This window comes from Xanthomonas sp. SHU 308, assembly GCF_000364645.1.
Taxonomy (GTDB): Bacteria; Pseudomonadota; Gammaproteobacteria; order Xanthomonadales; family Xanthomonadaceae; genus Xanthomonas_A; species Xanthomonas_A sontii.
This window is the reverse complement of sequence record NZ_AQOK01000314.1, coordinates 1-10,919: the sequence shown is the minus strand read 5'-3', so window position 1 is coordinate 10,919 and position 10,919 is coordinate 1. Positions and strand designations below refer to the sequence as shown.

At 69.7% G+C, this 10,919-nt stretch carries 11 protein-coding genes and 1 tRNA gene; 8 read left to right on the top strand and 4 right to left on the bottom strand.

The features are described 5' to 3' along the window. Both D588_RS24515 and D588_RS0111160 read left to right on the top strand, forming a co-directional pair. Nucleotides 1-263: exodeoxyribonuclease VII large subunit (locus D588_RS24515; RefSeq protein WP_304412389.1), on the top strand; the 263-nt coding region annotated here is incomplete at its 5' end. Between the two features lie 28 nt (nt 264-291). After that, nucleotides 292-678: a hypothetical protein gene (locus tag D588_RS0111160; protein ID WP_017916037.1), complete on the top strand. Its 387-nt coding sequence runs from the start codon at nt 292-294 to the stop codon at nt 676-678. A 267-nt stretch (nt 679-945) separates the two neighbouring features. Here D588_RS0111160 and D588_RS0111155 read toward each other — a convergent pair whose 3' ends face one another. Together D588_RS0111155 and D588_RS0111150 are read right to left on the bottom strand one after the other, a co-directional pair. Continuing rightward, nucleotides 946-1,491, bottom strand: a complete 546-nt coding sequence (locus D588_RS0111155; RefSeq protein ID WP_017909057.1) for a lipocalin family protein — start codon at nt 1,489-1,491, stop codon at nt 946-948. A 95-nt stretch (nt 1,492-1,586) separates the two neighbouring features. After that, a complete protein-coding gene (locus tag D588_RS0111150) occupies nt 1,587-1,865 on the bottom strand; it encodes a hypothetical protein (RefSeq protein ID WP_232764282.1) in 279 nt (92 codons plus the stop codon). A gap of 207 nt (nt 1,866-2,072) precedes the next feature. Between D588_RS0111150 and D588_RS28705 the strand changes: the two genes are divergently transcribed. Further along, nucleotides 2,073-2,195 (top strand): hypothetical protein, encoded by a 123-nt coding sequence (locus tag D588_RS28705; protein ID WP_017916035.1) that lies wholly within the window; start codon nt 2,073-2,075, stop codon nt 2,193-2,195. Nucleotides 2,196-2,200: 5 nt separating this feature from the next. Here the strand turns inward: D588_RS28705 and D588_RS0111140 are convergent. After that, nucleotides 2,201-2,276 (bottom strand) — tRNA-Phe (locus D588_RS0111140). Nucleotides 2,277-2,960: 684 nt separating this feature from the next. Here D588_RS0111140 and D588_RS0111135 point away from each other — a divergent pair. The 5 genes from D588_RS0111135 to D588_RS0111115 all read left to right on the top strand — a co-directional run bounded on the left by D588_RS0111135 (nt 2,961) and on the right by D588_RS0111115 (nt 7,577). After that, on the top strand, nt 2,961-3,437 hold the full coding sequence (locus tag D588_RS0111135) for an LEA type 2 family protein (RefSeq protein WP_017909054.1): 477 nt from the start codon (nt 2,961-2,963) through the stop codon (nt 3,435-3,437). 280 nt (nt 3,438-3,717) lie between these two features. After that, entirely contained in the window at nt 3,718-4,215 is a 498-nt protein-coding gene (locus D588_RS0111130) for a MarR family transcriptional regulator (RefSeq protein WP_017909053.1), read from the top strand. Next, the gene (locus tag D588_RS0111125; protein WP_017916034.1) at nt 4,212-6,380 is read left to right on the top strand and encodes an FUSC family protein; all 2,169 of its coding nucleotides are present in this window, start codon (nt 4,212-4,214) and stop codon (nt 6,378-6,380) included. Before D588_RS0111130 ends, D588_RS0111125 begins: the two co-directional genes overlap by 4 nt. Further along, the gene (locus D588_RS0111120) at nt 6,364-6,570 is read left to right on the top strand and encodes a DUF1656 domain-containing protein (RefSeq protein WP_017916033.1); all 207 of its coding nucleotides are present in this window, start codon (nt 6,364-6,366) and stop codon (nt 6,568-6,570) included. Before D588_RS0111125 ends, D588_RS0111120 begins: the two co-directional genes overlap by 17 nt. Nucleotides 6,571-6,578: 8 nt before the next feature. Next, on the top strand, nt 6,579-7,577 hold the full coding sequence (locus D588_RS0111115; RefSeq protein WP_017916032.1) for an HlyD family secretion protein: 999 nt from the start codon (nt 6,579-6,581) through the stop codon (nt 7,575-7,577). Nucleotides 7,578-7,870: 293 nt separating this feature from the next. Here D588_RS0111115 and D588_RS0111110 read toward each other — a convergent pair whose 3' ends face one another. Next, the gene (locus D588_RS0111110; RefSeq protein ID WP_026143596.1) at nt 7,871-10,351 is read right to left on the bottom strand and encodes a S8 family serine peptidase; all 2,481 of its coding nucleotides are present in this window, start codon (nt 10,349-10,351) and stop codon (nt 7,871-7,873) included. Between the last annotated feature and the right edge of the window lie 568 nt (nt 10,352-10,919).

The following is a 10,919-nucleotide window of genomic DNA, read 5'->3' as shown; positions in this document are numbered from 1 at the left end:
GGGTGCGCCTGCTGGCGCTGGGCCGACGTCCGCAGGCGGCGATGGCTCGGCAACTGCAGACCGATGCGCAGCGCCTGCGCGCACTGGCGCGTGCACTGGAGACGGTCAGCCCGCTGGCGACCGTGGCGCGCGGCTACAGCATCCTGACCCGCGTCGACGACGGCAGCGTGGTGCGCTCGGCCGCTCAGGTCGCCCCCGGCGATCGACTGCGCGCACGCCTGGCCGACGGCGAACTGCAACTGCGCGCCGAGCGCGCAGAGTGACCCGTCCACCCGCATCGCCTCGCCGCCCATGACCGACAGCATTCACGAAGAAAGGATCAAGGCGATCCTGCAGGGCATGCGTCGCGCCGAACGGCGCCGGGCCGGGCGGCGCGCCGACAGCAGCGACCTGCTGTCGCTGATCGACGGCGCCGCCTATGGCGCACGGGAGGATGCGCAACGCGCACTCGCCTGGCTGGCGCATGACGGCACCCTGGAGCATCTGAACCACGCCGACCTGCACAATGTCGGCGACACCATCTGCGTGGCCTGGAACGGCTGCGGCAGCGATCTGGCGACGCTGTCGCAATGGCTGCGGGAGGTGCGCCTGGCCGATGGCCGCAACGCCTTGCAGGCGCTGCGCGACGGCGACAGCGCAGACCTGCTGGCCGCGGCCCTGACGGCATTTCCCGGCTGACGCCGAGCGGTTGCAGCGTCCATCACACACGGTGACCAGCGACGCGCCACCCCGGCATGCACGATGCGCTGCCAGACAGCAGGCGCCAAGGCATATATTCCAGGGCGCCAGCCACCGCCGGCGGAAGCAGCCGGCCACAGCGAACTGCAAGTCACTGGCCCACGCTGGCGTACAGCGAGCGGCAAAGCCCAAGCGATGGCCCGGTCTTCAGCGCCTGTCGCCCATACGGCACCGATCCGCCCGCAACGACGCGCCGGCAGCGCCCACTCAGTCCAGCGGCGCGACCACCAGCAGCGGGTCGAGGTCGTACCCCATCGCCACCGCCTTGGCCTTGATGCCCTCGAACACGCTGCGCTGCATGCGCGGCGAGCGCGACAGCACCCACAGGTACTTGCGTCCGGGTTCGCCGATCAGCGCCCATTGATAATCCGGGTCGAGCGCGATCACCCAGTAGTCGGCCCACACCATCGGCAGCCAGGCCAGCCAATCCGGCGCGAAGCGCACCTGCAGCCGCCCGGGATGGCCCTCGACCCGCCGGGCCACGCCGTCGGCCGCCAGCATGTCGCCGCTGGCGGTGCGGCAGGCGTTGCGCACGCCGACCTGACCGTCGTCGCGCAGCACATAGGCCGCGGTGACGTCGCCGACGCATTTCTTCTGGAAGGAGACCGGCAGATGCGCGATCTCGTGCCACTGCCCGGCATAACGGCCGAGATCGAACGCGGCGACCGAGCTCACCGGCTGCGCGGCGCGCAGCGGCGGTGCGAGGCACAACAGGCACGCCAGCAACAGCAGCGCGATCGGCGAAAGGCGCATGCGCAGGTTCCGATGGACGGGAAGCAGCAGCTTATGCAGGAGCGACGCAGCGATGTAAAGCGCGGCGCAAGGCGCCGGCCGTCATGGCGCGGCGGTCAGTTGCTCAGATCGGCCATGGAGTGCTGGTCCGGATGGCTGGCGCACTGCACCGGCTCGCGCAGCACCACGCGCTCGACCACCCCGTCGCGCCGCTGCAGGTAGGTATTGACCATCACGCACTCGGAACCGACCTGCTCGATGTAGGGCGCATCGGCACCGTGACCGCCCTGCTCGCCCGCATGCTCGGTCCGGTCGGAAGGGGCTGCCACGGCGTTGCCGGCCATGGCCAACAGCAGGGCCACGCCGCCACATCTCCGTCCGAATCCGCTGATCATTGGCAGGTTCCCCCGATTGCCCGTGCCTATGATTACGACAGCCAGCGCCGTTGATTGAGCGGAAGATCCCGAAAAACCGTGAACTGGGTGCAGTTGTCTACGAACGTTGACACGCCTTCTTCACACCCGATCAGGGCAGAGGACAGTCGCAACAAGCCTCGCGCATGCGGAAATCTGCACAGCGCGGGAGATCGGCCCGGACGCCGAATGACGACGCCGTACGCCACCTTCGACGACGGCGAGCAAGGCAGCACAACACACCGCCAAGGCATGCAGATGCCGCAAACCATCGCGGCAAAAGAAAAGGGCCTGCATTGCTGCAAGCCCTAAAAGAATGGTGGCCGAGGACGGAATCGAACCGCCGACACGGGGATTTTCAATCCCCTGCTCTACCAACTGAGCTACTCGGCCACTGCGCAACGCGGCAGGACCGGTGCGAGGACGCGCATCATAGCGAGGTGATCGGGATTGGGCAAGCGCAATGTTGCAGAATTTTCCTACCGACCGCCGCGGCCTGCGCCGACTGCGTCCGATCCGAGGGCACGCGATGCTGGACACGTCCTCGGCATCCGGCCGGCGCACGGCAGGGACGCCTTGGTGATGGCCGCCGGCCGGATCGCCGAGGACACCGACCGGACGCCCGGCCAGCCGCGGTCATTCCGCCGTACCTGAACGTCCGCAGGCACGTGCGGGTCAGCCTGGATGATCTGGTGGGTTGCTGCGCCAAGGGCGATCGGAGGAGCAGCAACGGAGGTGGATGGCATGACGGAACGGGGTGATGGCCGGCCCACAGGCCGGCCGCATGCCGGATGAGGGCTGCCGGCAGATGGCACGACGCGGACGACGCCATCGCGCAGCTAGGTTGGGCGGGCCTGTCATTCCAGTGGCGGAAGCGCTCGACACCAAGCGAAGGCGCCAGTAGAGCGTGTCCGCTGTCCGCCTTGCGTCACGTCACGTCGCGCGCGCGACCGCCGGCATGCCGCCAGCTTTCCGTAGCCCGCGCAGTCCGGGGGAGGCTCCGCCATCGCTGCGCCACCACGGCAGACAGGGGTGTGGTGTAGTCTTCGCCGGTCTTCCTTTCCGTGGATTCCGCCCATGCGTCACCCGCTCCGCCTCGGCTTGCTCGTGTTGTGCACCGCGTTGCTCGGCGCCTGCAGCGACGGCATCGTGCGGCGTGTGTCGGACCCGGCCGCCAGCGTGCAGCAACTGACGGTCAACATGGACGGCAGTTGGAAGGTGGACCTGCGCCTGCAGAACTACAGCAGCATTCCGATGCGCTACGACACCCTGCGTCTGGACCTCGGGGTGGGCGGCGAAGCGGCTGGCAGCCTGCAGGCCGCGCCCGGGATCTCGATCGGCCCGGAGACGGCGGACGTGGTGAGCGTCGCGCTGAAGCCCAGCTCGAGCGCGCGCATGGCCGTCGCCGATGCCCTGGCCGGCCGCCGCAGCCTGGAGTACACCCTGAAGGGCAGCATCGCCGCGACGCCGGAAGACAAGAAGCCGCGCAGCTTCGAGATCGACACCCGCAACATGCTCTCGCCCGCGCCCGGCCTGGACGGCGTGCTGCGTTGACCCGGCGGTGGCGCTGAGGCGCCACCTGCCCCGCTCTCTCTCGAACGCGAAGTCCCGGTTTCCGGCGCGGGAACGCGCCTGCGCGTCGACCTGCGCTTCACCGGACACAGGCGCTGCCTCGACCTGCCGCACGCCACGCTAATGCGCTGCGCCCTCGGCGCAGGCCTGTCCGCGCGTTTTTCCTGGACTCCCCCCTTCAGCGGGCGGCGTTCAGCCGGCGTTACCGCAAAATTAATACACAAATGTATTATTTACACATGTACAAATCATCGAGCCGCGTATGAGTCGCTTCGCCGCCACCGAGCAGCGCCTGGACGTGACCGCCCGCAAGCATCCGCACTTCCCGCGGCAAGCCGCGCTGGTCCTGCGGTTGATCAAGCTTCTGCACAAGCTCAGCCTCGACCAGAGCAACGAGGTGTTGCGGCCCTATGGCCTGAGCTACGCCGAATACAACGTGCTGATGATGATCGACGCCAGCCCCGACGGAACCTTGAACCCGTCCCAGCTGAGCGACGCGGCGGGGGAAAAGTCGGCCAACATCACCCGTCTGACCAGTCAGCTGGTCGACAAGGGCCTGATCCAGCGCATGCCCAGTGCCGAGGATCGGCGCATGCTGCTGCTGCGTCTGACCGAGGCCGGCGAGCGCCTGATCGAGGCGCTGATCCCCGACCTCTCCGCCCAGCTCGACACGTATGTGCAGCATCTGGATCCGGCGGCGCTGGCGCAGTTGCAGGCGCTGCTGAAGACCCTGCTGCGCGGGGTCGAGGACGCCGCATGAGCGCGCAACACCCCAACGCCGCCGATGCCGAGGCAGCGCCAGGCCTGCGCACCCTGCTGGCCGACGCCCTGCGCGGCGAAGGCGAGGCCTGGCTGTTCGTGCTGCGCACGCTGCTGTCGATCTATCTGGCCGGCTGGATCGCCCTGCGTCTGGACCTGGCCTCGCCGATGACCGCGATGATCACCGTGGTGGTGGTGATGCACCGGCAGACCGGCATGGTCTTCGCCAAGGGCTTCTACCGGGTGCTGGGCACACTGATCGGCAGCGTCGCGGCGCTGACGATGGTGGCGCTGTTCCCGCAGGAGCCGGTGCTGTTCGTGCTGGCGCTGTCGCTGTGGATCGGCGCCTGCACCGGCGGCGCGCTGCTGTACCGCAACTTCAAGGCCTATGCCTTCGTGCTGTCCGGCTACACGGTGGCGCTGATCGCGCTGCCGGCGGTGAACCAGCCGCAGAACGTGTTCAACCTGGTGGTGGCGCGGGTGACCGAGGTGGTGCTGGGCCTGCTGGTGACCGGCATCGTCAGCGACGTGGTGTTTCCCAGCCGGCTGCGCCAGACCCTGCGCGACACCGTGCGCCGCGCGTCCGACGGCTTCCTGGACTTCGTCCGCGACGCCACCGGCGGGCAGTTGCCGCGCGAGGCGATGGAGCAGGCGCACCTGCGCTTCGTGCGCGACGCGGTGACCATCGAGGACCTGCGCAGTTCGGTGGTGTTCGAGGATCCGGAGGCACGGGTGCGCAGCGGCCGCCTGCGCCTGCTCAACCAGCGCTTCATGGCGGTGTCGACCAGCTTCCAGGCGCTGCACCACTACATCAACCGGCTGCTGCGCAGCGGCGATGCGGAGGTGGCCGAGGCGCTGATCGGCCTGTATCGGCCGCTGAAGGCCGCGCTCAGCGATCGTGGCGGACGCGAGGGCGCGGCCGCGACCGCGCGCAAGCTGGCGGCGTGCCGCGATGCGCTGGCGACGCGTGCGGCCGAAGCGCGTGCGGCCCTGCCGGCGGCACGGCACGAGGGATTCGACACCGGCGTGTCGCTGCTGCGGCGGTTCTTCGCCGACCTGCACGACTACGTGGCCACCGAGGCGACCCTGGTCGCGCCGCAGCAGTGGCGCACGCCGCAGGACCGCGGCGACACCGCGGTGTTCGTGCGCGGCAACGACTACGCCGCGGCCGCACTGACCGCGCTGCGCAGCGCGTTGCTGGTGGCGACGATGTGCTGGCTGTGGATCCAGGCCGGCTGGATCAGCGGTGCCACCGCTGTGTTCCAGGCGGTGGCGCTGAGCGCGATCCTGTCGTCCAGCGCCAACGCGCCCGCTGCCGCGCGCTCGCTGTTCAAGGGGTTCGTGTTCGGCATCGTGCTCGGCGTGGTGTGCCAGTTGCTGGTGCTGCCGCAGATGGACGGCTATGTGCTGTTCGTCGCCGGCACCCTGCCGTTCCTGCTGGTGACCCTGTACCTGGCCTCGAAACCGGCGCTGTACGGCTTCGCCACCGGCGCCAACCTGGCCTTCGTTTCGATCCTGGCGGTCCAGCCGACGCCGAGCTTCAACGCCGCGGCCACCTTCAACAGCGTGGTGCCGCTGCTGCTGGGGACGCTGGCGGTGAGCGCGACGTTCGTATTCGTGCCGCCGGTGATCGGCACCCGCTGGCAGCGCCGGCGCCTGCTGGAGCGGCTGCGGCGGCAGACCACGCTGGCCGCGCGTGCGCCGCTGCCGGGGCTGGCGCTGCAACTGGAGAGCGTCAACCGCGACCTGTTCCAGCAGATCGTCGCGCACACCCCGCCGGGCAGCGACGAACTGCGCGACCTGCTCGGCTGGGCGCTGTCGGTGCACGAAACCGGGCGCACCCTGGTCGAACTGCGCCGCGATGCGGCCGAAGGCACGCTGCCGCCGGCTTTGGCCACCGCGGTGGAAGCCGCCGTGCAGGCGCTGGCCGACCTGTATCTCGATCCCAGCCCGCAACGGCACCGGCACGCCTTGCAGCGGGTGGAGGCAGCGCTGGCCGCCAGCCAGGTGGAAGGCGCGGTACCACTGCGCTGGAAGCCCACCCGCGAGCACTTGTTGCTGCTGCGCGGCGCGCTGCTCGACGCCGATTCCGTTCTCGCCGCGCTGGCCGATACGCCTGCGCCGACCACCGCCACCCCAGGAGCCGACGATGCTGCTGCCCGCTGAACTCTCGATCGCCGGCGTGTACGTGCCCGGCCTGCTGGTGCTGGGCCTGGCCCTGCTGCTGGTGGCCTGGGCGCTGGACGCGGTCGCCGGCCGCGCCGGCCTGTACCGCTACGCCTGGCATCCCTCCCTGTTCCGTCTGGCCATCTACGTCGGCGCCTTCGCCGCGCTCGGCCTGCTCCTTCTTCCGTGAGTCCCGCCATGAAGACCCCTGCCCTGATCCGTTTCGCCCTGACCGCCGTCGTGGTGCTGGTCGCCGCCCTGCTGGCGCATGCGCTGTGGCGCCATTACATGCTCTCGCCCTGGACCCGCGACGGCCGCGTGCGCGCGGAAGTGGTGCGGATCGCGCCGGACGTGTCCGGCCTGGTCGATGCGGTCGCCGTGCGCGACAACCAGCACGTCAAGCGCGGCGACCTGTTGTTCAGCGTGGACCGCAAGCGCTACGAGCTGGCCCTGGAAAAGGCCCGCGCCAACCTCGCGGTGGCGCAGGCGCAGGCGCGTGCGGCCGGCGCCAGCCTGTCGGCAGCGGCCGCCACCCAGGCAGCCAGCGAAGCGGAATTCCAGATGCGCCGCGCCCAGGCCGAACGGCGCGCGCGTGCCGCCGCGGTGATCTCCGCCGAAGCGCGCTCGGATGCAGAAGCCACCGCGCGTTCGGCGCAGGCCGACGTGCACCGCAGCGCGGCGCTGCGCGGCCAGGCCACCGCGGCACAGGCGCAGGCGGTGGCATCGGTGGAACAGGCGCAGGCCGCGCTCGACCTGGCCGAGCTGGATCTGCAGCGCACCCAGGTGCGTGCCACCGCCGACGGCTACATCACCAATCTGGAAGTGCGCGTGGGCGACTACGCCCAGGCCGGCAGTGCGCGCCTGGCGCTGGTCCGCGACGATGCGATGTGGGTCTACGGCTATTTCGAGGAAACCAAGCTGCCGCGGGTCCACGTCGGCGACCGCGCCGACATCCGCCTGATGAGCGGCGGGCTGATGCTGCACGGCCAGGTCGAGGGCATCGCCCGCGGCATCGCCGACAGCGACAATCCGACCGGCACCTCGCTGCTGGCCAACGTCAGCCCCACCTTCAACTGGATCCGCCTGGCGCAGCGCGTGCCGGTGCGCATCCGCATCGATCCGGCCAGCGTGCCGCAGGGCACCCTGCTCGCTGCGGGCATGACCGCCACGGTCAGCGTGCATCCGCGGGAAAACTGATGCCGCGCCTATGGGGCCTCCAGCGATCAGGCAGGCTCACGTGTAGGAGCGGTTTTCGGGGCAGCTCCAACAACGACGAAACGTCATTTGCAGGAGCGGCTTCAGCCGCGACGCGCATTCCTGCTACACCGCGTCGCGGCTGAAGCCGCTCCCACACGTTGCAAGGACAGATCCCGCCGAGCCGCGGCAACAACGGGTTGCCGGTGGCGCGCTCGTAGCCGCAGCAGACGCCTACCGCAGCAAACCAGCACGGCGCAGGCCTTGCGCCTGCGCGCATGCTGTCGCCGCGGTCCTCAGTCCTTGGCCTGCCGATTGACGCCGAGGAAGCGCCCGGCGATCACCGCATAGCCGCTGCGCGACACCGTGCTGCCCGGATCGAAGTAGGCATGGAGGGTCGGCTGCAGGTCCTGCGGCCCCTGGGTCACCGCGAAGCGCGCGTTGAGGATGCCGGCATCCAGCGCCAGCTGCACGTAGCCGCGCAGGTTGCTCGGGATCGCCGCCACGTCCTCGATCGGCAGGCGCTGGTTGTTGTAACTCACCGACAGCGTGCCGTCGAAGGCCAGCGCCTGCGTCTGCAGGCCCAGCGCCTGCACCAGCGAATACGCCAGCTGCAGCTTGCTGACAGCGTCGTTGGGGCGGAAATCGCCGGCGACCAGCCCCAGCACCGCGGCCTGGTTCTGCTGCAGGTCGCGCAGCACCCCGCCCTTGCCCACCGCCGCCTCGGCGAACGGATAGGCCGGGTCGTTGCGGCCGAGCCCGCTGAAGCTGGGCGTGGCCGGCAGCGCCTGGCGCACGCCGGCGCCCATCACCAGGTAACGCGCCAACTCCGCGCGCTTGAGCGGATTCTGCGGACGGAACAGGCCGTCGGCGTAACCGTCGATCAGGCGGTTGGCGACCGCGTACTCCACCGCGCCGCGATCGCGATCGCCGCTGGCGACGTCGTTGAGGCCGGTGTAGCCGCCGCTGCGCAGGAAATCCAGGGTGCCGCGCACCGTGCCCGGGGCCGCGATGCCGTTGCTGCCCTTGGGCGCCACCGGCACGCCGCTGATCGAACCGATGCCGCGCACACTGATGGTCCAGGTGCCCGGCTTGCCCGGCGCACCGACACTGACCGTGCTGCCCAGCAACGGCAACGCCACCGGCGAGCCATGGCTGACGCCGTCCGGATCGGTCAGCACCAATGCCTGGGTGTTGGCGTCGATGGTGGCCTTGGCGCTGACCCAGGCGACGTCCTTTCCGACGGTGAACGCCTGCGTCTGCGGCGTGCCCACCGGCGAGAACGCCACCTCGAACGGCTGGCTGCCGCCGGGCAGCACCAGCGCATTGCTGTAGAACGGATGCAGGGAATTGACCGTCTTGCCGAAGCCGCTGCGCTTCTTGCTCGCGTCCAACAGCGCGGCATAGGCATTCACGTAGCCCGCGCCAGCCTCCCAGTACGTGCGCCCGGGGATGTTGGTGGCGGTGCGTTCGAGCAGGTCCTTGACCTGGTCCGGGGTCAGGTCCGGGTTGGCCTCCAGCAGCAGCGCGACGATGCCGGCCACGTGCGGGGTGGCCATCGAGGTACCGCTCATGGTGGTGTAGAACGGCAGTTGCGCTGGCGCGATCAACTTGCTGTCCTTGTCCGCGGCCAGCGGCGGCAACGCGCCGGTGGAATCGCGGGTGGAGACGATGTCCACGCCGGGCGCGGTGATCGTCGGCTCGTTGAGATAGGTCCAGGTCTTGCCGTCGGCCATGGTGAAGCTGCCGCTCTCGCCGCGCTTGCCGCGCGAGGAGAAGTCGGCCAGCGTGCCGTCCTTCTCGCCCGCGGCCACCGAGATCACCCACGGCGCCTGCGCGTACGGATTGTGGGTGTCCTCGTTGGGGCCGTCGTTGCCGGCGGCGAACACGCTGACGATGCCGCGCTTGTACAGCTCGTAGGTGGCGACGTTGACCGGATTCTGCGGATCGAACTTGCCGGAGGAGCCCCAGGAATTGCTGGTGACGCGGATCGGATCCTTGAAGCTGAATTGATGCGTGGCCGCATAATCCAGACCGCCGACCGCGTCCAGGATCAGCAGCACCGCACCGGATCCGTAGCCGACCAGACTGGCGCCGGTCGCCACGCCGCGATAGGCGCCGTTGGACTGCGCGCCGGTGCCGCCGACCGTGCCGGCGCAGTGCGTGCCATGGCCGGAGCCGAGGTCGGTATTGGGCACGCCCTCCGCATAGGTGATCGGCAGCATCGCATCGACGTTGGCCAGGTTGGTGGTGCCCAGCACGTTCTGCACGACGCGGGTGCCGTAGGCGAGATCGCGATGGGTGGCATCGATGCCGGAATCGTTGATCATCACCCCGACGCCGCGGCCACTGTAGGGCAGCGCGCGGCCGAAATCGCCGGGATTGCCCTGCGCGCGATCCACGCCGGTCAGCTCGCGCGCTTCCTTGTTGAAATAGCGCAGCGGTGCGTTGTAGTAGATCGAGGCGACGTCGTCGCGCTGCGCCAGCGCGCGGATCTCGGCCGGCGTGGCCAGCGCGCCGGCGATCGGCAGCGTGCGCATGGTGATCCCGCGGGTGATGCCCAGCGCATGCAGCGCGGTGAGCTGCGAGGCCGACACAGGCCCGGTCTGATCGTAGGTGATCACGATCTGCAGTGCGTCGCCGGCCGGCGCAGCGGCGAGCTTGGCTTCCAGTACCTGGTCGAGATGGGCGGCGGCCAGGGCGTCGCCGCCGGCGAACACACCGCCGGCGAGGACGGCGCAGATACCGACGGCAAGAACGGGACGGCGAATGGACATTGCGGAATCTCCGGATCGTCGAAGCCCGTACGGGCGGTCAGCGCAGCGTGCCGGGCGCGCCGATGCGCGGCCAATCCGGTATCGCACCCAGGCCGGCCAGGTGGAAACACCCAGCCGCGGCGCATGCAACTACCACGGGATCGGAGGGTGCGCTCCCCTGTCGCCGCTCGCGGCAGTCGGCACTGCATGGCGAGCCACACGCCGGGGCATGCCACCCGATCCAGCGAACACCGCGGCTGGAACGGCAACAGAGTGCATGGCAGGCAGAGGGCGCCGACATGCGGCAAAAACAGGGTGCGGGAGCGGCGTGCCCGATCCGGCGCATCGGCGCGCGGTGCGGCCGAAAGGAATGCGGGACGTGCGGGGCCCATTCCGATTCCCGGACGCCATTCCGGGGAGCGGTGGAACCCCGCACGTCCAGCACGGGGGATCGCGGTGGCTGCCGACCACGCCGCCGAACGGCGACAGCGTGATCGAAGGCAACCGCGAAAACGTCAACGACAGCAGTCGATCGGACGGCGCTTCATTTGGTCGAAGAACGGCGGCCTCCGGACTGCATCGCAAGCAC

Excerpts from the sequence above, each read along its gene's own strand:
- D588_RS0111155 (WP_017909057.1), bottom strand. The coding sequence starts at position 1,491 with ATGCGCCTTTCGCCGATCGCGCTGCTGTTGCTGGCGTGCCTGTTGTGC.
- D588_RS0111115 (WP_017916032.1), top strand. The coding sequence starts at position 6,579 with ATGAAGACCCCTGCCCTGATCCGTTTCGCCCTGACCGCCGTCGTGGTG.
- D588_RS0111135 (WP_017909054.1), top strand. The coding sequence starts at position 2,961 with ATGCGTCACCCGCTCCGCCTCGGCTTGCTCGTGTTGTGCACCGCGTTG.
- D588_RS0111160 (WP_017916037.1), top strand. The coding sequence starts at position 292 with ATGACCGACAGCATTCACGAAGAAAGGATCAAGGCGATCCTGCAGGGC.
- D588_RS0111120 (WP_017916033.1), top strand. The coding sequence starts at position 6,364 with ATGCTGCTGCCCGCTGAACTCTCGATCGCCGGCGTGTACGTGCCCGGC.
- D588_RS28705 (WP_017916035.1), top strand. The coding sequence starts at position 2,073 with ATGACGACGCCGTACGCCACCTTCGACGACGGCGAGCAAGGCAGCACA.
- D588_RS0111110 (WP_026143596.1), bottom strand. The coding sequence starts at position 10,351 with ATGTCCATTCGCCGTCCCGTTCTTGCCGTCGGTATCTGCGCCGTCCTC.
- D588_RS0111150 (WP_232764282.1), bottom strand. The coding sequence starts at position 1,865 with ATGATCAGCGGATTCGGACGGAGATGTGGCGGCGTGGCCCTGCTGTTG.
- D588_RS0111125 (WP_017916034.1), top strand. The coding sequence starts at position 4,212 with ATGAGCGCGCAACACCCCAACGCCGCCGATGCCGAGGCAGCGCCAGGC.
- D588_RS0111130 (WP_017909053.1), top strand. The coding sequence starts at position 3,718 with ATGAGTCGCTTCGCCGCCACCGAGCAGCGCCTGGACGTGACCGCCCGC.